Origin of the sequence: Aeromonas rivipollensis, from assembly GCF_037811135.1 — a bacterium.
GTDB lineage: Bacteria > Pseudomonadota > Gammaproteobacteria > Enterobacterales > Aeromonadaceae > Aeromonas > Aeromonas rivipollensis.
The window spans coordinates 248,610-270,842 of sequence record NZ_CP149130.1 but is presented as its reverse complement, the minus strand read 5'-3'; the positions used below and the strand labels follow the sequence as shown (position 1 = coordinate 270,842).

Annotated in this window: 23 protein-coding genes and 1 pseudogene; 9 read left to right on the top strand and 15 right to left on the bottom strand. The window is 62.9% G+C overall.

The features are described from left to right. Positions 1-53: 53 nt before the first annotated feature. Complete coding sequence (locus WIR04_RS01225) at positions 54-1,184, top strand: NapC/NirT family cytochrome c (protein ID WP_338889915.1); 1,131 nt, start codon at positions 54-56, stop codon at positions 1,182-1,184. A gap of 22 nt (positions 1,185-1,206) precedes the next feature. Continuing rightward, positions 1,207-3,687, top strand: a complete 2,481-nt coding sequence (torA, locus tag WIR04_RS01220; RefSeq protein ID WP_338889913.1) for a trimethylamine-N-oxide reductase TorA — start codon at positions 1,207-1,209, stop codon at positions 3,685-3,687. A 142-nt stretch (positions 3,688-3,829) separates the two neighbouring features. On the opposite strand, the gene WIR04_RS01215 is transcribed toward torA, so the two are convergent. The 4 genes from WIR04_RS01215 to WIR04_RS01200 all read right to left on the bottom strand — a co-directional run bounded on the left by WIR04_RS01215 (position 3,830) and on the right by WIR04_RS01200 (position 6,871). After that, on the bottom strand, positions 3,830-4,291 hold the full coding sequence (locus WIR04_RS01215) for a hypothetical protein (protein WP_106885558.1): 462 nt from the start codon (positions 4,289-4,291) through the stop codon (positions 3,830-3,832). Positions 4,292-4,413: 122 nt separating this feature from the next. Then, positions 4,414-5,763, bottom strand: a complete 1,350-nt coding sequence (locus WIR04_RS01210) for a sensor histidine kinase (protein ID WP_338889909.1) — start codon at positions 5,761-5,763, stop codon at positions 4,414-4,416. A gap of 37 nt (positions 5,764-5,800) precedes the next feature. Continuing rightward, positions 5,801-6,457: a response regulator transcription factor gene (locus WIR04_RS01205; RefSeq protein ID WP_025328630.1), complete on the bottom strand. Its 657-nt coding sequence runs from the start codon at positions 6,455-6,457 to the stop codon at positions 5,801-5,803. A gap of 81 nt (positions 6,458-6,538) precedes the next feature. Then, positions 6,539-6,871 carry a PepSY domain-containing protein gene (locus WIR04_RS01200; RefSeq protein WP_025328631.1) on the bottom strand — a complete coding sequence of 111 codons (333 nt, stop codon included), beginning with the start codon at positions 6,869-6,871 and terminating at the stop codon, positions 6,539-6,541. A 63-nt stretch (positions 6,872-6,934) separates the two neighbouring features. Here WIR04_RS01200 and WIR04_RS01195 point away from each other — a divergent pair, with 63 nt between their 5' ends. After that, positions 6,935-7,183, top strand: a complete 249-nt coding sequence (locus WIR04_RS01195; RefSeq protein WP_005332668.1) for a PepSY domain-containing protein — start codon at positions 6,935-6,937, stop codon at positions 7,181-7,183. Positions 7,184-7,193: 10 nt separating this feature from the next. Here the strand turns inward: WIR04_RS01195 and msrQ are convergent, their stop codons facing one another. Together msrQ and msrP are read right to left on the bottom strand one after the other, a co-directional pair. After that, complete coding sequence (msrQ, locus tag WIR04_RS01190) at positions 7,194-7,844, bottom strand: protein-methionine-sulfoxide reductase heme-binding subunit MsrQ (RefSeq protein WP_338889898.1); 651 nt, start codon at positions 7,842-7,844, stop codon at positions 7,194-7,196. 97 nt (positions 7,845-7,941) lie between these two features. Further along, entirely contained in the window at positions 7,942-8,946 is a 1,005-nt protein-coding gene (gene msrP / locus WIR04_RS01185) for a protein-methionine-sulfoxide reductase catalytic subunit MsrP (protein ID WP_338889895.1), read from the bottom strand. Positions 8,947-9,316: 370 nt separating this feature from the next. Between msrP and WIR04_RS01180 the strand changes: the two genes are divergently transcribed. Continuing rightward, entirely contained in the window at positions 9,317-9,799 is a 483-nt protein-coding gene (locus tag WIR04_RS01180; RefSeq protein WP_338889893.1) for a DUF1097 domain-containing protein, read from the top strand. Between the two features lie 17 nt (positions 9,800-9,816). Further along, positions 9,817-9,921: pseudogene (locus WIR04_RS20925) on the top strand (DUF1097 domain-containing protein); the annotation flags it as partial. A 43-nt stretch (positions 9,922-9,964) separates the two neighbouring features. Here the strand turns inward: WIR04_RS20925 and WIR04_RS01175 are convergent. The 4 genes from WIR04_RS01175 to WIR04_RS01160 all read right to left on the bottom strand — a co-directional run bounded on the left by WIR04_RS01175 (position 9,965) and on the right by WIR04_RS01160 (position 13,420). After that, the gene (locus WIR04_RS01175) at positions 9,965-11,245 is read right to left on the bottom strand and encodes a sigma 54-interacting transcriptional regulator (protein WP_025328635.1); all 1,281 of its coding nucleotides are present in this window, start codon (positions 11,243-11,245) and stop codon (positions 9,965-9,967) included. A gap of 61 nt (positions 11,246-11,306) precedes the next feature. Further along, positions 11,307-11,816: a hypothetical protein gene (locus WIR04_RS01170; protein ID WP_025328636.1), complete on the bottom strand. Its 510-nt coding sequence runs from the start codon at positions 11,814-11,816 to the stop codon at positions 11,307-11,309. Positions 11,817-11,824: 8 nt separating this feature from the next. Further along, entirely contained in the window at positions 11,825-13,225 is a 1,401-nt protein-coding gene (locus WIR04_RS01165; protein WP_338889888.1) for an ATP-binding protein, read from the bottom strand. A gap of 102 nt (positions 13,226-13,327) precedes the next feature. Beyond that, positions 13,328-13,420: a YnhF family membrane protein gene (locus WIR04_RS01160; RefSeq protein WP_106885551.1), complete on the bottom strand. Its 93-nt coding sequence runs from the start codon at positions 13,418-13,420 to the stop codon at positions 13,328-13,330. Between the two features lie 125 nt (positions 13,421-13,545). Between WIR04_RS01160 and WIR04_RS01155 the strand changes: the two genes are divergently transcribed. Continuing rightward, on the top strand, positions 13,546-14,094 hold the full coding sequence (locus tag WIR04_RS01155) for a 2-amino-4-hydroxy-6-hydroxymethyldihydropteridine diphosphokinase (RefSeq protein ID WP_338889884.1): 549 nt from the start codon (positions 13,546-13,548) through the stop codon (positions 14,092-14,094). A 51-nt stretch (positions 14,095-14,145) separates the two neighbouring features. Here WIR04_RS01155 and WIR04_RS01150 read toward each other — a convergent pair whose 3' ends face one another. Then, positions 14,146-14,850 (bottom strand): SDR family oxidoreductase, encoded by a 705-nt coding sequence (locus WIR04_RS01150; protein ID WP_338889882.1) that lies wholly within the window; start codon positions 14,848-14,850, stop codon positions 14,146-14,148. 134 nt (positions 14,851-14,984) lie between these two features. Here WIR04_RS01150 and WIR04_RS01145 point away from each other — a divergent pair, with 134 nt between their 5' ends. Further along, positions 14,985-15,389 (top strand): CBS domain-containing protein, encoded by a 405-nt coding sequence (locus WIR04_RS01145; protein WP_338889880.1) that lies wholly within the window; start codon positions 14,985-14,987, stop codon positions 15,387-15,389. Here the strand turns inward: WIR04_RS01145 and WIR04_RS01140 are convergent. After that, entirely contained in the window at positions 15,386-15,922 is a 537-nt protein-coding gene (locus WIR04_RS01140) for a DUF2301 domain-containing membrane protein (RefSeq protein WP_338889878.1), read from the bottom strand. The genes WIR04_RS01145 and WIR04_RS01140 overlap by 4 nt on opposite strands. A gap of 83 nt (positions 15,923-16,005) precedes the next feature. Between WIR04_RS01140 and WIR04_RS01135 the strand changes: the two genes are divergently transcribed. Further along, complete coding sequence (locus WIR04_RS01135) at positions 16,006-16,770, top strand: substrate-binding periplasmic protein (RefSeq protein ID WP_338889876.1); 765 nt, start codon at positions 16,006-16,008, stop codon at positions 16,768-16,770. Between the two features lie 102 nt (positions 16,771-16,872). Here WIR04_RS01135 and asnC read toward each other — a convergent pair whose 3' ends face one another. After that, positions 16,873-17,334, bottom strand: a complete 462-nt coding sequence (gene asnC / locus WIR04_RS01130) for a transcriptional regulator AsnC (RefSeq protein WP_005324409.1) — start codon at positions 17,332-17,334, stop codon at positions 16,873-16,875. 153 nt (positions 17,335-17,487) lie between these two features. On the opposite strand from asnC, the gene asnA reads away from it, so the two are divergent. Continuing rightward, on the top strand, positions 17,488-18,480 hold the full coding sequence (gene asnA, locus WIR04_RS01125) for an aspartate--ammonia ligase (RefSeq protein WP_338889874.1): 993 nt from the start codon (positions 17,488-17,490) through the stop codon (positions 18,478-18,480). 206 nt (positions 18,481-18,686) lie between these two features. Here the strand turns inward: asnA and WIR04_RS01120 are convergent, their stop codons facing one another. Beyond that, a complete protein-coding gene (locus tag WIR04_RS01120) occupies positions 18,687-19,511 on the bottom strand; it encodes an MBL fold metallo-hydrolase (protein ID WP_338889872.1) in 825 nt (274 codons plus the stop codon). A gap of 60 nt (positions 19,512-19,571) precedes the next feature. Then, positions 19,572-22,148 carry an ATP-dependent chaperone ClpB gene (gene clpB / locus WIR04_RS01115; RefSeq protein WP_289987270.1) on the bottom strand — a complete coding sequence of 859 codons (2,577 nt, stop codon included), beginning with the start codon at positions 22,146-22,148 and terminating at the stop codon, positions 19,572-19,574. Positions 22,149-22,233 lie beyond the last annotated feature (85 nt).

The window sequence follows — 22,233 nt, the reverse complement described above, 5'->3', positions numbered from 1 at the left end:
CCCACCAAGACTACTACTATATTGGTAATATTTGATCGTAGGGAACTGCCGCCATGCTTGGAAAAATGTTGAGAAAGACCTGGTTCTGGCTCCTGTTGCTCGGAGCCCTGCTGGGCGTCGCGGCACTGGGAGTGACAGTCACAGTGCTGCACAAGACCAGCTCCACCGAATTCTGCGTCTCCTGCCACTCCATGCAGACACCGCTCGCCGAGTATCAGGGCAGCGTCCACTTCCAGAACGTGAAGGGGATCCGTGCCGAGTGCGCCGACTGCCACATTCCCAATGAGCCCGCCTCCTACCTCTGGACAAAGATCCGCGCCGTGAAGGACATCTATCACGAGGCGATCGGCACCCTCGACACTCCTGAGAAATACGAAGCCCACAAGCTGCGCATGGCCCAGACGGTCTGGGATCAGCTCAAGGCCAATGACTCCGCCACCTGCCGCAGCTGCCACAGCTACGCAGCCATGGACATTCTGGCCCAGCGCCCCAACGCCCGCGCCGAACACCCGGTCGCCATCAAGGAGGGCCAGACCTGCATCGACTGCCACCGCGGCGTCGCCCACATCATGCCCGACATGAGCGGTCTGGCTGCCGCCGGCGCCAGTGAACTGGCTGCCGCCGCTGCCCAGACGCCGGCCAGCGTCACCACCCGTTACGCCATCGCCACCACGCCCCTGTACCTCGATGCCAAGGCCACCACGGACGAAGGCACCCTGATGCCCTCCACCAAGGTGGAAGTGCTGGCCAACGACAGCGGCCGCGCCCAGGTGCAGATCGAGGGCTGGCAGCAGGACGGGGTGAGCGAGGTGTTCTACGCCGCCCCCGGCAAACGCATCCTGAGCGTGCTGGTCGGCGATGTCGCCAAGAAAGCGCTCGTCACCGGCCAGAGTGAAACCGACAGTGCCACCAACCTCACCTGGCATCAGGTCAAGCTGACCGCCTGGGTGGACCAGACCCAGCTCATCGGCGATCAGGGCAAGCTGTGGCAATACGCCTCCACCCTGATGTCCAACAACTGTACCGGCTGCCACGGTCTGACCGCGCTGGATCACTTCAATGCCAACCAGTGGATTGGCGTCATCAAGGGGATGGAGTCCCGTACCTCCCTCACCCCGGAGCAGGCTCGCATGCTGACCCAATACGTGCAGAAACATGCCAGTGACATGAGCGCGGCACACTAAGGCTGGAACAGAGGAATTCGATATGACTTTTTTCAATGATCAACAGACCAATCTGTCCCGCCGCAGCCTGCTCAAGGGCCTGGGGGCCTGTGCCGCCCTGCCCCTGCTCGGTGCCCTGTTCCCGAAACACGCCCTGGCCCAGGCCATCAGCACGGCGCTGGAGCAGTTCCCCACCCTGGTCCCCGCCCAGAAGGGCATACTGACCGGCGCCCACTGGGGAGCCTTCGAAGCCATAGTCGCCGATGGCCGCATGGTGCGGGTCCAGCCGGTGGCCGATGATCCGGCACCGAATGACCTCATCGATATGGCACCGTTCCAGGTCCATGCCAAGAACCGCATCAAGTACCCCATGGTACGCAAGAGCTGGCTGGAGCACGGCCCGGGCGCCAAACCGGAGCTGCGCGGCGCCGATGACTGGGTGCGGGTGAGCTGGGAGCAGGCCATCGAACTGGTGGCCTCTGAAATCCAGCGCGTGCAGAGTGACTTCGGCCCCCAGGCGATCCACGCAGGCTCCTACGGCTGGAAGAGTGTCGGCATGTTCCACAACAGCCGCACCCTGCTGCACCGCCTGATGAACCTCAGTGGCGGCTTCACCGGCTATGCCGGTGACTACTCCACAGGCGCGGCCCAGGTGATCATGTCCCACGTGATGGGCTCCATCGAGGTGTACGAGCAGCAGACCGCCTGGCCCAACGTGGTGGAGCACGCCGAACTGGTGGTGCTCTGGGGGGTCAACGCCCAGGTCACCCTCAAGAACAGCTGGAACATGCCGGATCACGAGGGCCAGGCCGGTTTCAAGGCCCTCAAGGAGAAGGGCACCCGCGTCATCAGCATCGATCCCGTCTACAACGAGACCGCCAAGCTGGCCAACGCAGAGTGGATAGCCCCGAACGCCTACACAGACGTGGCCATGATGCTGGGGGTGGCCCACACCCTTTATAGCGAGAAGAAGCACGATCAGGCCTTCCTCGATCGCTACGCCGTCGGCTTCGACAAGTTCCTCGACTACCTGCTGGGCAAGGACGACGGTCAGCCGAAGAGCGCCGAGTGGGCGAGCAGCGTCTGCGGCGTCGAGGCCAAGGTCATTCGCCAGCTGGCCCTCGACATGGCCGCCAAGCGCACCATGATCATGGCCGGCTGGGGCATGCAGCGTCAGCAGCATGGCGAGCAGCCGAACTGGATGCTGATCACCCTGGCGGCCATGCTGGGCCAGATCGGCCTGCCGGGCGGCGGCTACGGCTTCAGCTACCACTACTCCTCCGGTGGCAGCCCCACCGCCAAGGGTGGCATTCTGGCCGGTATCTCCGCCGGCAACGCCCCCAAGAACAGCCCGGCCCCGATCCCGGTGGCCCGCATCGCCGACTGTCTCGCCAACCCGGGCAAGACCATCGACTTCAACGGCCGCAAGGTGACCTATCCGGACATCAAGCTGGTCTACGTGGCGGGCGGCAACCCCTTCCACCACCATCAGGACACCAACAACCTGCTGCAGGCGTGGCGCAAGCCACAGACAGTGATAGTCCACGAACCCTACTGGACTGCCACCGCCAAACACGCCGACATAGTGCTGCCGGTCACCACCAGCTACGAGCGCAACGATCTGGAGATGGGTGGCGACTACTCCCAGCGCTATGTGTTCCCGATGCACCAGTGCGTGCCCCCCCAGCACGAGTCCCGCAACGACTTCGACATCTTCAGCGCCATCGCCGCCAAGCTGGGGGTGCAGGAGCAGTACACCGAAGGCAAGGACGAGATGCTGTGGCTCAAGCAGATGTACGACGGTATGGCGGCCCAGGCCCGAGGTGCACGGGTGGCGCTGCCGCCGTTCAACATGTTCTGGGAGTCCAACAACTACATCCGCTTCCCGATCCCCGAGGCAAACCGCCAGTGGATCCGTCACGCCGATTTCCGCGAGAACCCGCTGCTCAACCCGCTCGGTACCCCGTCCGGCAAGATCGAGATCTTCTCCAACACGGTAGCCGGGATGGGTTATGCCGACTGCGCCGGCCACCCCAAGTGGTATGAGCCCAAGGAGTGGGTCAAGAGCGAGCTGGCTACGCGCTATCCGCTCTCCCTCAACACCTCCCACCCGACCCAGCGGCTGCACTCCCAGCTGGACAACACCCCGCTGCGGGACAAGTTCGCCATCGCCGATCGGGAGGCGATCCTCATCCACCCGGACGACGCCAAGACTCGCGGCATCCGGGATGGGGACCTGGTGCGCGCCTTCAACGAGCGCGGCCAGATCCTAGTGGGGGCGCTGCTCTCGAAAGACATTCGCCCCGGCGTGGTGCGGATCTGCGAAGGTGCCTGGTACGACCCGGCCAAACCGGGTGAAGCGGGCAGCATCTGCAAGAACGGCAACGTCAACTGCCTCACCTTCGACGAGGGCTCGTCCAGCCTGGCGCAAGGCAACTGCGGTCACATGGCCCAATTGCAGATCGAGAAGTACACAGGCCCGGAGCTTATCAACACGGCCCACGCGGTGCCGGCCCACGCCTGATGCCCGGATGAACACAAAAACGGCGCCATAAGGCGCCGTTTTCTTATCTATCACTGTCCGAGTGGCCTAATCGCCGCTCACCAGCCTTGTGTTTAGCCACATAGTTATCTGCCTTTTAGCAGATAAACATTTCGAGAATGGGTTAGAAGTCGCCTTCTACCATATATTCTTCCGCACACTCAACGAGCTGGGGCCAGAGATCTTCCGGCACCCAGGCCTCGGGGTCATCCTCGTCCCCATCATACTGGGTCCAGAAGAAGGCGCGCAGACCGCTCGCGAAGTCGTCGCTGATCTCGGCAAGCTCCGAGAGCGGCCCCAGCCAAGCGATGCGGCGCAGGCCTGAGGCGAGATCGTTGATGGCATCCATCAGGGTGCGATCGTCCTGACTCTGCTCCACCAGCAGGGTGAAGCGCTCGCGGGCGCTCTCGGTCTGATCCTCATCCAGCTCGCCCACATCGGCCAGCAGATCGACAAAATCCTCCAGCAAGAACTGGATCAGGGACTCCCTGTCCTCAAACCACTGGATCTGGGCTCCCTTGGTACCCAGCACCGAGGCATCGAACGAATCATCGAGATGGCACAGCGCCCATGGATCGTCAGTCATTGCTACCCTTCCTACCGCTTGAAATAAGGACCCTATCTTATGCCTGGTGCGCCCCCCATGCTACCTCGGAGGACGACCCGGGCCCGAGCGGCCCATGCCGGGCCGCCTCACTCATCTGTGCATTAACCGTCGACCCTGGCCACCTTGGGCAGGGAGAGCGAGGCGGCAAGCCCCCCCAGTTCGGCCCGCCCCATGATGAGGCTGCCACGATAGGCTTCGGCCAGGTCTGACACTATGTTGAGGCCGAGCCCGGAGCCCGGTACCTTCTCGTCGAGGCGCACCCCGCGCAGCACCGCCTTGGCTATCTGATCCTCGCTCATGCCGGGACCGTCATCCTCGATGCGCAGGGTGATCCAGCCCCCCAGCTCGGCGCTGGAGATGCGCAGCTGGCTGGCCGACCATTTGAAGGCATTTTCCAGCAAATTGCCCACCATCTCGTCGAAGTCCTGCTCCTCCACCCCGACCGCCAGGTTGGCCGGCACCTGCAGGTCCACCCTCTTGCCCGGGTAGAGACGGGAGAAGGCGCGGCAGATGTACTCCACCCGTGCCCGCACCGGGGTCGAGACACCGAGGATCTTGGCGGCCCCGGTGACCCGCGCCTTGCCAAGGTGATAGTCGATGTGGCGCTGGATCTGGTCGAGCTGCTCGCCGATGGCGGCCTGATCCTCGGGGGGCAGCTGGGCCACCTGATTGCGCATTATGCTGAGCGGCGTCTTGAGGGCGTGAGCCAGGTTGCCGGTGTGGGAGCGGGCCCGCTGCAGCAGCTCACTGTAGTGGTGCAGCAGGCGGTTGATGTCTTCCACCAGCGGCTGGATCTCCAGCGGATAGCGCAGCCGGAACCCCTCCTGATGGCCCTGGTGGACCCGGCCCAGCTCGCGGCGCAGCAGATGGAGCGGACGCAGGCCGTAGACGATCTGGAACATGAAGCCCAGCACCAGGCCGGCGGCGGCGAAGCCGAGACCGAGGAAGAGGCTGATCCGGGTCTTCTTCAGGGTCTGGGTCAAGGCGCTGCTGTCCTTGGCCATCACCAGGGTAAACACCTTGTCAGAGCCCGGCAGCAGCACAGTGCGGGTCATGATCAGCAGGGGCTCCTTGTTGGGCCCCTTGCCGACGAAGAGATCCGGATCCCCGAAGGCCGACTTCAGGCCGTGGGCGCTCAGGTGCACATCCCACAGGGAGCGGGAGCGGCTGACCACCGCATCCCCCAGTTCAAGCTGCCAGTAATAGCCGGAATAGGGCTGGCGGAAACGGGGATCCGCCATGGGCTCGGTGACCACGGGCAGACCATCGGGCTGGATCTCCAGGCGGGAGAGCAGATCGTAGAGCTGCAACCGCAGGCCGTCGGCTTCCGCCTCCTGCCAGTAGTTGCGCATCATGGTCTGCAGGCTGAAGCCGGTGGCGAACAGGAAGAGCCCGCACCAGACCAGGGCGATGGCCACCAACCGTCCCCGCAGGGTACGCACCAGCCTCATTCATCGACCCCCTGCCGTGCTGGCATCAGCGTTAGTCTCACTCGTTGATCCGGTAGCCGAGACCGCGCACCGTCTCGATCAGATCGGCATGGGTCTTCTTGCGGATCCGGCCGATGAACACCTCGACGGTGTTGGAGTCGCGATCGAAATCCTGGGCATAGATGTGGTCGATCAGCTCGCTGCGCGACACCACCTTGCCCCTGTGCTGCATCAGGTACCCCAGCACCCGGAATTCGTGGGCAGTCAGCTTGATGGGGGTGCCTTCGTACCATACCTGGGACGCCGCCATGTCGAGCCGCACCCCGCCTATTTCCAGGATGGAGCTGGCATTGCCCGCCGCCCGGCGCACCAGGGCCTGCACCCGGGCCACCAGCTCGGCGACCTGGAACGGCTTGGTGAGGTAGTCATCGGCCCCGGCGTTGAGCCCTTCTATCTTCTCGTGCAACTGGCCACGGGCGGTCAGCACCAGCACTGGTGTGTCTATCCCCTTGCTGCGCCACTCCTTGAGCACGCTCAGACCATCGCGCCCCGGCAGGCCGAGATCCAGGATGATGGCGTCATAGGGCTCGGTCTCGCCGAGAAAACCCGCCTCGTTGCCATCGTGGCAGAGATCGGTCACAAAGCCTGACAGGCGCAGCTGTTCCGCCAGCTGGCCGGCCAGGATCTTTTCATCTTCAACTATCAGAATTCGCATAAATGGGTATCCAAAGCAGAGTTGCGCCTGTCGCGGCGGCGATTGGGGGACGAGCCATCGGGGCGGGGAGCATCCGGCGGATCACTCCTCCTCCGGGGGCGGGCGAGGCTCGAACAGGCGCTCCAGATGATGGCCCTTGAGCCACACCATCTCCAGGTTGTCGGCGCGATAGCCCACCTTGATGACGCTGTTCTCGTCGTCGATGAGCCGAAGCTCATAGAGCCAGACCCCGTCCTCCTCCCCCAGATCGACGCGCAGCACGCGCACCGGCAGGCGGGAAGCCACCTCCATCAGCTCATGAAAAGGCCGGATCCGCCCCTCGCTGACCGCTTGTTGCAGCAAGGCCTCATTCGGCTGGGCCGCCTGGACCAGCATCGGCAGCAGCAATCCAAGCAGGGGCAGTGCGCTATTCATGGGTGATTCATCTCTCAAAACCTAACATAATGCCGTTTATAGTGTGCCAGCCATGAATCCGGAATGAATATGATCCCACGCAGTATCCTGCTGATCCTCTGCCTTTTTTCCACCCTTGGCTGGGCGGCTCAGGCGCGTCTCGACATGCCGGCCCTGGTCAAGCTGTTGCTGGCCCAAGGGTATCACGACATTCGGGAAGTCGAGCTGGAAGGGGACAAATTCGAGGTGGAAACCCTGGATGCCGACGATAGGCGGGTGCAGCTGCAGGTCGATGCCTACAGCGGAGAGATCACCAAAAAAGAGGCCGATTAGGCCTCTTTTGCTATGGGCGTGACGGCTGTTGCGCCGCCCTCCCGACCGGTTGCGGACGTCGGCGCCAGGGACGCAGCAGCTTCTCTCGCCGCGGCCACAACAGCCCCCCCGCCAGCAACAGGTAGATGAGGGGCTCCTGCCAGCCACTCTTGACCGACCACCAGTAGTGCACAGGCACCAGCAGGGCCACCGCATAGACCCAGTTGTGCAGCTTCTGCCAGGCTGGCCCCATGCGCCGCAGCAGGGCCGGGATCGAGGTGATGCTGAGGGCAATCAGCAGCAACAGCGCCACCATGCCCACCACTATGTAACTGCGCTTCACCAGTTCGCCGCCGATCAAAGCCCAGTCAAACTGCAGATCCAGCCCCAGCCACACCATAAAGTGCAACAACGCCCAGGCACAACACCAGAGCCCGAGGGGACGACGCAGCTTGATGAGCTGACCCTGGCGCCAGCGCTTGGCCAGCGGCGACACCAGCAGGGTCAGCAGCAGCAGGTGCAGGGCACCCTTGCCCAGATAGTGGGTCAGCCCCTGTACCGGATCTCCCCCCAGCAACCCGGCTGGCACGGCATAACCCAGCCAGAGCAAAAAGCCCAGCGAGGCCAGGTGTACCAGCAGGCGCAAGCCGTTGATATGGGCTGTTTTCAGTCTCGGCGTCATATCGCAGTTCCCGTTTTGTTTTTCCCACCCCTCATCCCCAACCCTTCTCCCGCAAGGGGATAAGGGGGCAAGACACCGTTCGGGCAGAGCGTCAGTTTCAATACCATTTGCGCAGATCCATCCCCTGATAGAGGGAGGCCACCTCGTCGCCATAGCCGTTGAACATCAGGGTCGGCTGGCGCTTGGCGCCGAAGATGCTCCCCTCGCCGATGAAGCGCTCGCTGGCCTGGCTCCAGCGCGGGTGATCCACTTCGGGATTGACGTTGGCATAGAAACCATATTCGTTCGGTGCCAGCAGGTTCCAGGTGGTGGGAGGCATCTCCTCCACCAGACGGATGGATACGATGCTCTTGATGCTCTTGAAGCCGTACTTCCAGGGCACCACCAGCCGGATGGGAGCCCCGTTCTGGGCGGGCAGCGTCTTGCCGTAGAGCCCCATCGCCAGGAAGGAGAGCGAGTTCATCGCCTCGTCGAGGCGCAAGCCCTCCACATAGGGGTAATCGATGCCGCCGCCGAGGGAGCGGGAGGCCTGTCCCGGCAGTTGCTCGGGATCATAGAGGGTCTCGAACGCCACGAACTTGGCGCGACTGTTGGGCTCGGCACGGCGGATCAGATCCGCCAGCGGGATGCCGCTCCAGGGCAGCACCATGGACCAGGCCTCCACGCAGCGCAGCCGGTAGATCCGCTCCTCCAGGGTGCTCTTGTTGATGAGATCCCACACATCCAGGGTAAAGGGTTTGGCCACCTCCCCCTCGACCTTGAGCGTCCAGGGCTCGGGTTTGAGGTAGTGGGCGTTGCGGGCCGGATCCCCCTTGTCGGTGCCGAGCTCGTAGAAGTTGTTGTGACTGGTGGCCTTCTCCTCCGGGGTGAGGATCAGGCCCTCGGGCCTGGTGGCGGCGCTAATGTCGAGGGGCCTGGTCGAGGGCGCAGGCACAGGTTGCTCGGCGGAGAAGAGATCCAGCAGGCTGGCCTGGGTGGGAAACGCCAGGGTGGCGGCACTCAGTCCCAGCCCTTTCAGAATGAGCCGGCGATCCTGATAGACGGCTTCCGGCGTGACATCCTGTTCGGTGAGGTGATGAGAGGAACGGCGCTTGATCAACATGGAAAACTCCCGGGGCGATGAGGCTGACAACCATAAGACCCGCCCCGGCCGAGTTTTATTTCACACAAATTTACATGAGCTGGTAAAGAGGCAGCGCCTTGGCCATGGTGCCGACCAGGAACAGCAGAATGAATACCAGCAGGGGAACTATCACGTTTGGCACCATCAGACTCACTCCATGAGCAGGACAGGGCCTCTAACTATGGTCGAAGGCCAAGAACGCCTCCAATGAATTTTTTTCGCGAGCGCAAGCGTATTCCCGAGTTGAAAAGAGTGATGGAGATCACACACAATCCGGCCCCTGCTTGCCGCCCCCTCGCCGAAGGGTAGGCTGCCTCCTTTTCCGAATTCAACCACTGAGAGTCATGCCATGAGCCCATTGATCGCCATCTCCATCACGACCGGGATCCTCTCCGCCGTCTGGGGCGGACTGGCCGCCGCCCTCGGTCTCATCTCCTGGGTCGGCTTCCTCGGTTGTACCAGCTATTTCGCCTCGAGCGGCGGTTACAGGGCGCTGCTGCAGACCCTGCTGTGCAATGCCACCGGCATGCTGTGGGCACTACTGCTGATCCACGGCGAAGGCTGGTGGGGGGCTGGCATGGCGGGTTATCTGATGACGGGTGTGGTGGCAACCCTGATGTGCGTGCAAGCAAAGCAGCAGTGGCTGGGCTACATTCCCGGCACCTTCGCCGGTTGCTGCGCCACCTTCGGGGCGGCGGGGGAGTGGCGGCTTATCCTGCCATCTCTGGTGATAGGTGCGCTCTTTGGCTACCTGATGAAGGCGAGCGGCCTCTGGCTCTCCCACAAAACCCGGAAGGCCCAGGCCGCGACTCGCGCGGTTGATCCGGCCTGATCCTGACCCGGCGCCCGGTGATAGGCGCGCTCTTTGGCTACCTGATGAAGGCGAGCGGCCTCTGGCTCTCCGACAAAACCCGGAAGGCCCGGGCCAGCACTGGCGTGACCGACCCGGCCTGAACAAGGGCTGCGACCCGTCGCTGACCGGCCGCTCCCGCCTCGCTTATCCCTTCGATTTGAAGTTTGCCGCCTCGATACCGTGCCGATTCAATAACTTGTAGAAATCGGTGCGGTTTCTTCCCGCCATGTTGGCCGCCAGGGTCACATTCCCTTCCGTGGTGCGCAGCAGGCGGATCAGATACTCCTTCTCGAACTCGGCGCGCGCCTCGTTGAACGAGGGAATGCCGCCGACGCCACCGCTCAGGGCAGATTCCACCATGGCAGCGCCTATCACAGGGCTGCAACAGAGGCTGGCGAGCTGTTCCACCACCCCATAGAGCTGACGGACGTTGCCGGGCCAGGCCGCCGCTGCCAACAGGGCCAGCGCCTCCGGCGAGAAGCCGAGGGCGGCGCAGTTGTCGTGGCGACTGCGATAGTCGTCCAGCGCCTGGCGCGCCAGCAGGGGGATATCCTCGCTGCGGGCGCTGAGGGGCGGCAAGGTGATGTTGGCCACGTTGAGGCGGTAGAAGAGATCCTCCCGAAAACGCCCCTCCTCCATGGCGGTGACCAGATCCTGATGGCTGGAGCTGATGACCCGCACCTCGGGGGTGCCCTGACCATATTCCGCCAGCACCTGCAGCAACTTGGCCTGCAACGACTCCGACAGGTTCCCTATCTCGTCGAGGAAGAGGGTCGCCCCCTTGGCCTGCTCGAACAGGCCGGACTGTCCATCCTCGCCAAACAGCTGCAAGTCCAGCACAGGCCAGGGCAGCGCGGCACAATTGATGGTGTGCAGCGGCTGATCACGACGACGACTTGCCTGATGCAGCGCCTGAGTCATCACCCCCTTGCCGGAGCCCGAAGGCCCCAAGATCAGCACGGGCACCTCCATGGTGGCCACGCTGCTCGCCTGGATCAGCAACTGCTCCATCTGGGGATTACGGGTCTGGATGAGGGACTGCCACTCATGCTGCTGTTTCGGGCGGGTCAGGCTCAGGGCGTGCTCTATGGTGACCAGCAGCTCGTCCTTGTCGATGGGCTTGGTGAGAAAGCTGAACACCCCGGAACGGGTCGCCTGTATGGCGTCGGGGATGGTGCCGTGGGCGGTCATGATGATGACCGGCATGCCGAGCCACTGGGCCTGGATCCGCTCGAACAGCGCCAGTCCGTCCATGCCCCCCATCCGCAGATCGCTCAGCACCAGATCGGCCCGCTGCTGACGCAACCTGTCCAGCGCCCCCTCGGCGCTGTCGGCGGTATCCACCTCGTAACCCTGACTGCGCAGGCGCATGCTCATCAGCTTGAGCAGGCTGGCATCGTCGTCCACCAGCAGAATGCGACTCATGCTCTCACCCCTTTACCCTGAAGACCTGTTGTTGTTCCCCGCCTTGCACGCCCTCGGCGCTTCATGGCTGGGCGCCCCCATTGAGCTTGCGCTGGTTGAGCTGTTCGTCGATGGCGGAGAGCTGCTCTATCTGGCGGCGCAGGCGCTGCACCTCCTGGCTCTGATCGTCGCGGCGACTGTCACGGGCCAGCAGCTCCTCGCCGAGGGCTATCCAGCTGCGCAGGAAGGCCTGGGCATCCAGGCCGAGCTCGGGCAGCAGGGCCTTGAGCCGATCCAGCCCGGCCCGACGGCTCGCTACCGACTCGGACGGATGGGTATTGACCATGGCCAGGCTGACCCTGCTCTCGAGATCGGTGGCACCGGCCAGCCGCTCGCGCTCCTGCGCCCGCTGCTGGGGACGACTGGCCAGCAGCCAGTCGGAGTATTGCAGGCGCACCTGCATCTCTTTGTTCGCGAACTCCATCCGCTTGGCAAGGACCTGCTCCGAGGGCTCTGTCAGGCTGCGCGATGGCAGCAGGGAGCAGCCTGAAAGCAGGCTTATCATCAATACGGGTACAACGAATCGTTTCATCTTGAATTTCACTTAAGATCCAACCGGAAACAGACATCAGCCTGTTTATCCTCAATTAATTTAAGCTCGCCCCCCAGACTCATCGCCGACTCGCGGGCAATGGAGAGGCCCATCCCGGATCCTTTCAACAACCCCTGGCGCACTATGCTGCCCTGCTCGAAGGGCTCGAAGATCCGCTCCCGCTCGTTTGGCGGGATGACGGGCCCTTCGTTGGCCACCTCCAGCCAGCTGCCGTTGGCATCCTGGCCGGCACGGATCCAGATCTGGCCTCCCTTGGCGCCATAACTGACCGCGTTGGAAAACAGGTTGTCGAGGATGAGTCGCAGACGATAAGGCTCGGCCTGCAGGCTGATGGGCTCGGGCGGCAAGTGTACACTGATTTGTTTGGATTCCAGCGCCAGCCGGTATTCTGCAGACAATTCTGACAACAAGGGGGCCAGGGGCACCGCCGTCAGGCTGAACACCTCCTGCTGGCTGAGGCGGTTGAAGTCGAGCAGACGCTCGATCAGGGTCTGCAGTCGGCGGCTATTCTCCTCCAGCATCTGGCAGATCTCCTGCTGATCCCCGTTGAGCGGTCCCACCAGCTGTTCGGAGAGCAGATCCGCCCCCTCCCGCAGCACTGCGAGGGGCGTCTTCAGCTCGTGGGATACATGGCGCAGGAACTGGTACTTCTGCTGTTCCAGCTCCTTGAGCTTGTCGTGCAGCCAGCCGATCCGCTCTCCCAGCAGCACCAGTTCGGCGGGGCCATCCACCGGGCGCTTGTCCGGCTCGACACCGGCGCCCAGGCTCAGGATCCGCGACTCAATCTGACGCACGGGGTGGATGATGAGGTAGGTAAACAGCAGCACCAGCAACAGGCTGAGCCCCGCCACGAAGCCGCTCACCCACCAGATCTCCTTCCGCAGCTCGGCGATGGCCGCCCGCATCCCCGCCACATGCTCATCGACCTGGCTGCGGGTGACCACTTCCAGCTGCTGGTTGAGCTCATTGAACTGGGTGAAGTTGGGGCTGGTCGCCTCCTGCCTGGCCTTGCGCAGATCCTGCAAGCCATCCAGCCAGGCCAGGGTGGCCTCGAGATCTCTGTAGGCGGCGGCATCCGGGATGGATTGCCGATGGGTGGCGAGCAGCTCGCGATAACGGGCCAGCTGCTGCTGATAACTGCCGAGGATGCGTTCGTCCCCCAGCACCGCATAGCGGCGCAAGGTGCGCTCCAGATCGATGGCCTGGGTGGTGAGCAGGGTCGCCCGGCGGGTATCCCGCACCGCCCGCTCCATCTCGTCGCTGGTCAACTGGCCCAGATGGGAGAGCGCCTGGCTATCGTGCCAGATCATGCCCCCCAGGGGCATCAGCACCAGCACGAAGCCCATCAATACCACCTGGAGCAGGGAACGGGGCCGAACCTTGGTCATCTTCTGCTGTCTCGATTCTTCATGGGTGGGCCAGCATATCCGCACTCCATGAAAAAGCAAAACCGGCCAGGGGGCCGGTTTGATTGCACTCGGGGTCAGGATTCACGCCAGACCGACGGACGCCAGGCAGATTATCAGGATCACTGCCAGGGCACCTGAGGCGGTCAACAGCGCCCACTTCATCTCCACACTCATGCAAACCTCCTTTCTGCCAATCAGAGTTGGATCACAACAGATAACAGCATGTTAATTCATAGTGAATCCAATAACCGTGAGCTGCGTATATATTTCAGTCGAGCCCAACCCAAGGAATGGCAACCATGTTTTACCTCTGCAGCATTGGATCCAATCTCGCCCCCTCCCAGCACGTCAGCCAGGCCGTGGAAGAGCTGCTGGCCCGCTTCGGCCAGCTGCGTCTGAGTTCGGTGATCCAGACCAAACCGGTGGGAATGCAGTCGCGCCATGACTTTCTCAACTGCCTGTTCGTCGTCCAGAGCGAACTCTCCGCCGTCCAGCTGAAAGCCGAATTCGTCACCATGGAGCTTGCCCATGGGCGGGATCGCGGCAATCCCCTGTGCAAGGTGACAGATAGGCCCCTCGACATCGACATCCTGGCCAGCCATGAGAGGGATGCCTTCTCCGGAGTCGGGGTGGATGCCTATCTCAGGGATCTGCTGGCCGAGATGTATGAGGGGGGACGGGTCGGTGCCCACAAGGTGACGCTGCGTCTGCGAACCAGCAAGGTGTTTGCGCAGCAGAGCTTCGGCCAGCAGCCCGTGGCCCTGCGCCAAGCTGCCGAACAGCGCCAGGAGTTGCCCGCCGTGCACCCGGACCTGCCCGCCCATCAGGCAACCATTCGGCCCCACTAGGCGCCTGATCAGGCTACCGCCACCTCCAGCTCCATAGCCCCATCATGACGTCTAGATGACGGCGAGGGCCCGGCCACCGTCCACCCGGATGCTGGCCCCCGTCATATAGTCGTTTGTCATCAAGAGCCTGACTGCCTGCCAGATGGGCTCCAGCCCCCCCTCCCTCGCCAACGGCGTCCGGGCCAGTACCTGCTGACGCCAGTCGTCCCCATGCTCGTCGAGGAACAGGATGGGGCCGGGTTCGATGGTGTTGACCCGCACCGCCGGTGCCAGCTCCCGGGCAAAACTCATGGCCAGCGAATGCGCCCCGGCCTTGGTGGCCACATAGGCGGCGAACTGGGGCGCCGGGGCATGAATGTAGATGTCGGTGATGTGGATGATGCTGGCGTTGGGATTGCCTGCCAGCTTGGGGGCCAGTGCGCGGTTCAGCTGAAATGGCGCCGCCATGTGTACCCGGTAGAACTGTTCGAACTGGGCCAGCTGCACCGCAGGATCCGCCGCCTGTGGCTCGAAGGCGGAGGCGTTGTGGATGATCAACGCCAGATCGTCATGGGCTCCCAGCACAGTGACAAGGCGGGCCACATCCTCTTCCACGGCGAAATCCGCCCGCACCAGCTCTACCCCCAGTGCTCGCAAGCGGGCCAGCTCGGGCCGCTCGCTGCGATAGCTGCCCGTCACCTGCCAGCCCGCGGCCACCAGTTGCTCGCACAGATAGAATCCCAGCCGACGGCCGCAGCCCGTTACCAATGCACGCATAACCTCTCCTTTTGTCAGTGCTTGCCGACCCCTGACAGGGCCCTGCCTATCAATCTCCACGGCACAAGCCATTGGCCCCGTCCGCCGTCCAGCGGACATAGTGACACCACTTTAACTCTTTTGGAGCCACCCCGATGCTGCAGATCCGCAATCACATGAGCCGCCTGACCCACTCCCTCGGCCCCCAACTCGCCCTGGCCGAGGCCCTCGACAGACTCCATCAGGCCGACGCGAGCGGCCTGCCGGTGCTGGATGACCAGAAACGGCTGATCGGATTTCTCTCCGAGCAGGACTGCATCCCCAGCCTGCTCACCGGCAGCTATCACTGCGACAGCCGCACCCGGGTAGAAGATCTGATGAGCCGCACCCCGCTGTTCGTCAGCCCGGATGACAGTATCCTGGATCTCGCCCGCCAGATGACGGGGGCCAGACCCAAGGTCTATCCGGTGCTGGAAGGGGACAAGGTGGTCGGCATCATCAACCGCCGACAGGTAATGCAGGCCCTCAACGCACAGATGAAGCAGTGCCAGGCCACCTAGAGCTGGTAGCGTCCCCGATCGCCGATATCGAAATGCAGGGGCATGCGCCACTTGGCCAGGCTGAGCAGACCAAGCAGCAAGCCGCTCACCAGGGCAACCAGGGCCGTGGCCCAGGCAAAGCGGGTCCACTCCAGCAGCCACAGCAGGGGTAACAACAGAGGCAAGAGCCTGATACCCGGGATGGCGAAGCAGAACTGCTCCTTGAACGCCAGGCCACAGAGGGTGGCCAGGGCAGCCCCCAGCACCAGGATGGCGGGGGCGCCGCAGGCGGCCAGCATCAATCCGCCCCAGGCCAGCCCTTGCAGGAGAAACCGGGCCCGTTTGTCATAAATGTGCAGGCAGAATCCACACAGACCGCTGGCCACCACCAGCATGGTCAGCCAGACGGCGGGGGACAAGGACACCGGTCCTCCCAGCAAGCCAACCCCTCGACACAACAGCAGCAAAGCTGTCAGACTCAGACCGAGACGATAGAGACAGACAGAGAGCCTGTCGATGCCATCCAGTTCGCTTTCTACTTCAGGGTTTGCCATCCGGGGTCGTCTCTGGTGAGGTATCTGCCGGTCACTATACCCCGTTGCGCGTGAACCAGCCCCGAGTCTTCAGGAGATGTGATTTGCGAGTCTTGCTCATGCTCTGTTTGCTGCTGCCCTGCTGGCTGTCGGCCAGGGAGCTGGTCATCGGCGGCCTTCTTGAGCCCCCCCTGAAGTGGCTGGATGAGAAAGGCCAGCCACGGGGGCTGGATGTGGATCTGGTCACTAGCATCTTTGGCGTCCTCCAGGTCCCCATCAGAATAGAGCTGCTCGATTCCGGTGCCAGACTCACCCGCAACGCAGAGGGCGGCGCCTATGACCTGCTGCTGAGCCACTCCTACAAGCCGGAGCGAACGCGCTACCTGCTCTACCCCAAACAGGCCCATATCCGCCACAGCTGGCACTTCTTCGTGCGCAAGGCCGACCTGGGCAAGATCCACTACCAGACCCTGGCCGATCTCAAGCCCTGGCGCATCGGTGTCACCAAGGACTTCTCCTACACCCCTGAACTGACGGCAGCCCTGGCCGACCCGGCCTATCGTTTCCAGGAGATCCCCATCAACCAGCTGCAACTGCGCAAGCTGATCGCCGGTCGCATCGATCTGGTGCCCATGTCCCTGGTCACCGCCTTCACCCAGATAAGGGAGGAGGGGCTGGAGGGCAGGCTCGGCTACCTGCCGAGACCCCTCAAGAGCAGCCCCTACTACCATGTCTGGTGCAAGGCCCGGGCCGATGCCGACACTCCGGCCCTGATGGCGGCCTACGATGCCGAGCTGCTGCACATGAAGCATGACGGCCGTCTCAAGGCCCTCTACGACAAGTACGGCATCCCCTATCTCGATCCCTGATCCACCGGGCAGGGTTTCATATCCCGCAAGGTCGGGTTTCTGCTACGCAAGCAGTATCTCGCACAGGAGAGGAAGCTCTACGCCCCCCTCAAACCACCCGACTCAAGGCTTTACATCCCGCAGGATGGGGTTTTGCAGCGAGATCAGGGTTTCGGTGGACTGGATCTCGTCTATGGTCTGGATCTTGTGGATCAGCACAGTCTGCAACTCGTCGATGGAGCGGGTCATCACCTTCATGAAGATGCTGTAGTGGCCCGTGGTGTAGTAGGCCTCCACCACCTCGTCCAGCGCCTGCAACTTGGCCAGGGCCGAGGGGTAATCCTTGGCGCTCTTCAGATTGATCCCGATAAAGCAGCAGACGTCGTAACCCAGCTTCTTGGCATTCACCTGTACCCGGGTGCCCTCTATGATCCCCGCCTGCTTCATCTTCTCCACCCGCACATGAATGGTGCCCGGGCTGACTGCCAGCTGCTTGGCAAGCTCGGCGTAAGGGATACGCGCATTCTCCATCAGGGCGGTGAGGATGGCCTGATCGAGATTATCGATCCGATAATTTTCCGACACTTTTTTGCACTCCCGTTGACGATATCTCAGCAAAAACCCGGATATTTTGAACAAAAAAATGCGTAAAGCCTATTTCTATTATCGAATATTGAATTAAGTGCGCAATCTGTTGAAGAATCGCCACATCCAACGGGTTTGAAACAGGTATTTCCCATGAAACAGCACTACATTCGCAGCCAACAACAGATCAGCTTCGTCAAAGAGATGTTCTCCCGCCAGCTCGCCCAGCAACTGGGTCTGATGGAGGTGCAAGCCCCCATTCTGAGCCGCGTCGGTGATGGCACTCAGGACAACCTCTCCGGCCACGAGAATGCGGTGCAAGTGAAGGTGAAGACACTCCCCGGACACAGATACGAAGTGGTGCACTCCCTGGCCAAGTGGAAGCGCCAGACCCTGGGTCGATTCGGCTTCGGCCCGGGTGAAGGCATTTACACCCACATGAAGGCCCTGCGTCCGGACGAAGACCGGCTCACCCCCATCCACTCCGTCTACGTGGATCAGTGGGACTGGGAGAAGGTGATGCCGGGCGAGCGCCGGGATCTAGCCTACCTGCAGGAGACGGTGCGCGGCATCTGGGCCGCCATCAAGGCCACAGAGCGCGCCGTCTGCGCCGAGCACGCGCTGACCCCCTTCCTGCCGGCCAAGATCCAGTTCCTCCACAGCGAAGAGCTGCTGACCCGCTACCCGGCTCTCGATGCCAAGGGGCGCGAGCGGGCCATCGCCAAGGAGCTGGGAGCCGTCTTCCTCATCGGCATCGGCGGTGTCCTCTCCCACGGCGAGCGCCACGACGTGCGCGCCCCTGACTATGACGACTGGAGCAGCGAGAGCGAACTGGGTCTGGCCGGTCTGAACGGCGACATCCTGGTGTGGAACCCGGTGCTGGAAGACAGCTTCGAGATCTCCTCCATGGGGATTCGGGTGGACGCCGAGGCCCTGCGCCGCCAGCTCGCCATCACAGGGGACGAGGATCGCCTGCAGTACGACTGGCACCAGGATCTGCTGGCCGAGCGGATGCCGCAAACCATAGGCGGCGGCATAGGCCAATCCCGTCTGGCCATGCTGTTGCTGCAAAAAGAGCATATCGGTCAGGTACAAGTCGGTGTCTGGCCATCCGAGATGAAGGCTGCCATCCCGGGCATGCTGTAAGCAGATTGATGGCATCCGGCAACCCATGCCGGATGCCGAAGGTGTGTGGCGGTGCGGGCTGAAAGAGCGCAGTCCGGACCGGCTGTAAGGAGAGGGTCATCCTGGATGACCCTCTGCGAAACCGGGGCTTGCCCCTGCGACCCGCTCAACCCACGCCAGGTCGCATTGAATACATTCCTCCCGGCAATCTTCGGATTGCCGTTTTTTTATGACGGAAATCGGTACTCGAAACCGGCCCCGATCTGGTGCTGCCGCGGCAGTCCCGCCTTCCGCTTGCCGGTGCAATGGCAGGCAAACAGCTTCTCCACCGATTCCTCCTGCAGATAAGTGCCGAGCGCCACCGCCCGCCGCGGGCCGGAGAATTTCAGGTGCAGGCCACCGATGACGGCATGCACCCGCTCATCTCCGCACACCTCCTTGGCCCACTGGACGATGTTCTCGGCACCGGAGTGACCGCAGCCGATGAAGACTATCAGACCCTGCTCGCTCTTGTAGACCAGCGCCGAATCATCGCTGATAAGGTCTTTCTCCACTCGCCCGCCCCGCACCATGTAACCCAGCAAGGAGGGTTTGTCCTGCTCCCGTCGCAGTATGGATCCCAGGAACACCAGCCGCTCGGACAGCCAGACCGGCTCGGCCGAACAGTGAGGGAGCAGCCCTCTCGTCGCCAGTTGTCGCGGATCCAGATCCCCCGAGAGGCGGTAGAGGTTGTAGCGTCGGAGCAGCAACGGCAGGAAGTAGCCCCGCTCATTGAACACATCCGGACAGGCGATCAATGGGATGGGATCGGGATATACTGGCAGGGAGCCGATGCCGCCCACATGGTCGTAATGACCGTGGGACAGCACCACATGGGTGAGAGAGCCGAGATCGACCCCCATCACCTCGGCATTGTGCCGCAGCACCCGGCCCCGACCGCTGTCGAACAACACCTTGAGGCCATCGCACTCCAACAGCAACGACAGTCCCTTTTCAGGCAGGCAGCCGGGTAGATGAACATCATCATCCACCAAAACGGAAAACGTCAGCATCTCAATCCCCTTGAAAACAAAACGCAGGCACAAGGCCTGCGTTTTTCATCGATGACACCATCATGGCTGGCTCATGGTAAGGCCGTTGCTGTCGGCACCCAGCAGCAACTTCTTGCCGGGGATGACCCTGCCGCTGAGCAGCGCCTGGGCCAGCGGGTTCTCCACCTTCTGCTGAATGGCCCGCTTGAGGGGACGCGCCCCGTAGACGGGATCGAAACCGGCGTGAACCAGCTTGGTCAGCAGCTCCTCGCTCACCTCCACCTCGAAGCCCTGGGACTCCAGACGGCCCATCAGGCTCTTGAGCTGGATCCGGGCGATGGACTTGATGTGATCCTCGTCCAGCGGGTGGAACACCACAGTCTCGTCGATCCGGTTGATGAACTCCGGGCGGAAGCTGCGGGTCAGCAACTCCATCAACAGGGATTTCATCTCCTCGTAGTCCTTCTCGGCGTAGTGCTCCTGGATGAGATCCGAGCCGAGGTTGGAGGTCATGATCACCACTGTGTTGCGAAAATCGACGGTGCGGCCCTGACCATCGGTCAGGCGACCGTCGTCCAGCACCTGCAGCAGGATGTTGAACACATCCGGGTGCGCCTTCTCCACCTCGTCCAGCAGGATCACCGAGTAGGGGCGACGGCGTACCGCCTCGGTGAGATAACCCCCCTCTTCGTAGCCCACGTATCCCGGAGGTGCCCCCACCAGCCGCGCCACGCTGTGCTTCTCCATGAACTCGGACATGTCGATGCGCACCATGGCGTCCTGGGTATCGAACAGGAACTCCGCCAGCGCCTTGCACAGCTCGGTCTTGCCCACCCCGGTGGGACCGAGGAACAGGAAGGAGCCGATGGGGCGGTTCGGATCGGACAGCCCGGCACGGGAGCGGCGGATGGCGTTGGAGACGGCGTCCACCGCCTCTTCCTGGCCGATCACCCGACTGTGCAGCTGCTCTTCCATCCGCAGCAGCTTGTCCCGCTCCCCTTCCAGCATCCGCGCCACCGGGATCCCGGTCCAGCGCGCCAGCACGTCTGCGATCTCCACGTCGGTGACTCTGTTGCGCAGCAGGCTGGTCTCCTGCATCTCCGCCTGGGTGGCGAGATCCAGCTGTTTCTCGAGCTCCGGGATGCGGCCGTACTGCAGCTCGGACATGCGGGCCAAGTCCCCTGCGCGACGCGCCACCTCGAGATCCTGACGGGCCTGCTCCAGCGCTGCCTTGATGTGCTGGGTACCGGCCAGGGCGGCCTTCTCGGCCTTCCACACCTCTTCCAGCTCGTTGTATTCCCGCTCCTTCTCGCCGAGCTCATGGTTCAGCAAATCGAGGCGCTTGCGGCTGGCGTCGTCGTCCTCCTTCATCAGCGCCTGCTGCTCCAGCTTGAGCTGGATGATGCGCCGCTCGAGCCGGTCCAGGGACTCCGGCTTGGAGTCGATCTGCAGCCGGATGCTGGCCGCCGCCTCGTCGATGAGATCGATGGCCTTGTCCGGCAGCTGGCGATCCGCGATGTAGCGGTGGGACAGCTGGGCCGCCGCGACTATGGCGGGATCGGTGATCTGCACATGGTGGTGCAGCTCGTAGCGCTCCTTCAGGCCGCGCAGTATGGCGATGGTGTCCTCCACCGAGGGCTCCTCCACCAGCACCTTCTGGAAGCGGCGCTCGAGGGCGGCGTCCTTCTCCACGTACTGACGATACTCATCGAGGGTAGTGGCACCGACGCAGTGCAGCTCACCGCGCGCCAGGGCGGGTTTGAGCATGTTGCCCGCGTCCATGGCCCCCTCGCCCTTGCCGGCGCCGACCATGGTGTGCAGCTCGTCCACGAAGAGGATGACGTTGCCCTCCTCCTTGGCGAGATCGCTCAGCACCGCCTTGAGCCGCTCCTCGAACTCGCCGCGATACTTGGCGCCGGCCACCAGGGCCCCCATGTCGAGCGACAACACCCGCTTGTTCTTGAGCCCCTCCGGCACCTCACCGTTGATGATGCGCTGGGCCAGCCCCTCAACGATGGCGGTCTTGCCCACACCGGGGGCCCCTATCAGCACGGGGTTGTTCTTGGTACGGCGCTGCAACACCTGGATGGTGCGGCGGATCTCTTCATCCCGCCCGATGACGGGGTCGAGCTTGCCGAGTTCGGCCCGCTCGGTGAGATCGATGGTGTATTTCTCCAGCGCCTGGCGGTTCTCCTCGGCGTTGGCATCATCCACCTTCTTGCCACCACGCACCTTGTCGATGGCCTGCTCGAGTTTTTCCTTGGTCAGGCCCTGGGCGCGCAGCAGCTCCCCCAGATTGCCCTTCTCGTCGAGAGCCGCCAGCACGAACAGCTCGGACGAGATGAACTGATCCTTGCGCTGCTGGGCCAGCTTGTCACAGACGTTGAGCAGACGACCCAGGCCGTTGGAAAGTTGCACATCCCCTTCGACGCCGCTCACCTTGGGCAGGCGGTCAAGCTCCTCGCCGAGACGGGAGCGCAGGGCATTGATGTCCATCCCGGTCAGGGTCAGCAGCGGGCGGATGGAGCCGCCGTCCTGATTGAGCAGGGCTGTCATCAGGTGGACGGGTTCGATGAATTGGTGGTCACGACCCAGTGCGAGAGACTGGGCATCGGAAATAGCGACTTGGAATTTGCTGGTCAGGCGATCGAGGCGCATTGCACTCCCCCTTTGAAACAGACACGCCGCTTGCGCGGCAAACAACATGATCTTCTGACAAGGTAGATGAGGCCCGTACGGGTTA

Excerpts from the sequence above, each read along its gene's own strand:
- WIR04_RS01225 (WP_338889915.1), top strand. The coding sequence starts at position 54 with ATGCTTGGAAAAATGTTGAGAAAGACCTGGTTCTGGCTCCTGTTGCTC.
- torA (WP_338889913.1), top strand. The coding sequence starts at position 1,207 with ATGACTTTTTTCAATGATCAACAGACCAATCTGTCCCGCCGCAGCCTG.
- WIR04_RS01215 (WP_106885558.1), bottom strand. The coding sequence starts at position 4,291 with ATGACTGACGATCCATGGGCGCTGTGCCATCTCGATGATTCGTTCGAT.
- WIR04_RS01210 (WP_338889909.1), bottom strand. The coding sequence starts at position 5,763 with ATGAGGCTGGTGCGTACCCTGCGGGGACGGTTGGTGGCCATCGCCCTG.
- WIR04_RS01205 (WP_025328630.1), bottom strand. The coding sequence starts at position 6,457 with ATGCGAATTCTGATAGTTGAAGATGAAAAGATCCTGGCCGGCCAGCTG.
- WIR04_RS01200 (WP_025328631.1), bottom strand. The coding sequence starts at position 6,871 with ATGAATAGCGCACTGCCCCTGCTTGGATTGCTGCTGCCGATGCTGGTC.
- WIR04_RS01195 (WP_005332668.1), top strand. The coding sequence starts at position 6,935 with ATGAATATGATCCCACGCAGTATCCTGCTGATCCTCTGCCTTTTTTCC.
- msrQ (WP_338889898.1), bottom strand. The coding sequence starts at position 7,844 with ATGACGCCGAGACTGAAAACAGCCCATATCAACGGCTTGCGCCTGCTG.
- msrP (WP_338889895.1), bottom strand. The coding sequence starts at position 8,946 with ATGTTGATCAAGCGCCGTTCCTCTCATCACCTCACCGAACAGGATGTC.
- WIR04_RS01180 (WP_338889893.1), top strand. The coding sequence starts at position 9,317 with ATGAGCCCATTGATCGCCATCTCCATCACGACCGGGATCCTCTCCGCC.
- WIR04_RS01175 (WP_025328635.1), bottom strand. The coding sequence starts at position 11,245 with ATGAGTCGCATTCTGCTGGTGGACGACGATGCCAGCCTGCTCAAGCTG.
- WIR04_RS01170 (WP_025328636.1), bottom strand. The coding sequence starts at position 11,816 with ATGAAACGATTCGTTGTACCCGTATTGATGATAAGCCTGCTTTCAGGC.
- WIR04_RS01165 (WP_338889888.1), bottom strand. The coding sequence starts at position 13,225 with ATGACCAAGGTTCGGCCCCGTTCCCTGCTCCAGGTGGTATTGATGGGC.
- WIR04_RS01160 (WP_106885551.1), bottom strand. The coding sequence starts at position 13,420 with ATGAGTGTGGAGATGAAGTGGGCGCTGTTGACCGCCTCAGGTGCCCTG.
- WIR04_RS01155 (WP_338889884.1), top strand. The coding sequence starts at position 13,546 with ATGTTTTACCTCTGCAGCATTGGATCCAATCTCGCCCCCTCCCAGCAC.
- WIR04_RS01150 (WP_338889882.1), bottom strand. The coding sequence starts at position 14,850 with ATGCGTGCATTGGTAACGGGCTGCGGCCGTCGGCTGGGATTCTATCTG.
- WIR04_RS01145 (WP_338889880.1), top strand. The coding sequence starts at position 14,985 with ATGCTGCAGATCCGCAATCACATGAGCCGCCTGACCCACTCCCTCGGC.
- WIR04_RS01140 (WP_338889878.1), bottom strand. The coding sequence starts at position 15,922 with ATGGCAAACCCTGAAGTAGAAAGCGAACTGGATGGCATCGACAGGCTC.
- asnA (WP_338889874.1), top strand. The coding sequence starts at position 17,488 with ATGAAACAGCACTACATTCGCAGCCAACAACAGATCAGCTTCGTCAAA.
- WIR04_RS01120 (WP_338889872.1), bottom strand. The coding sequence starts at position 19,511 with ATGCTGACGTTTTCCGTTTTGGTGGATGATGATGTTCATCTACCCGGC.
- clpB (WP_289987270.1), bottom strand. The coding sequence starts at position 22,148 with ATGCGCCTCGATCGCCTGACCAGCAAATTCCAAGTCGCTATTTCCGAT.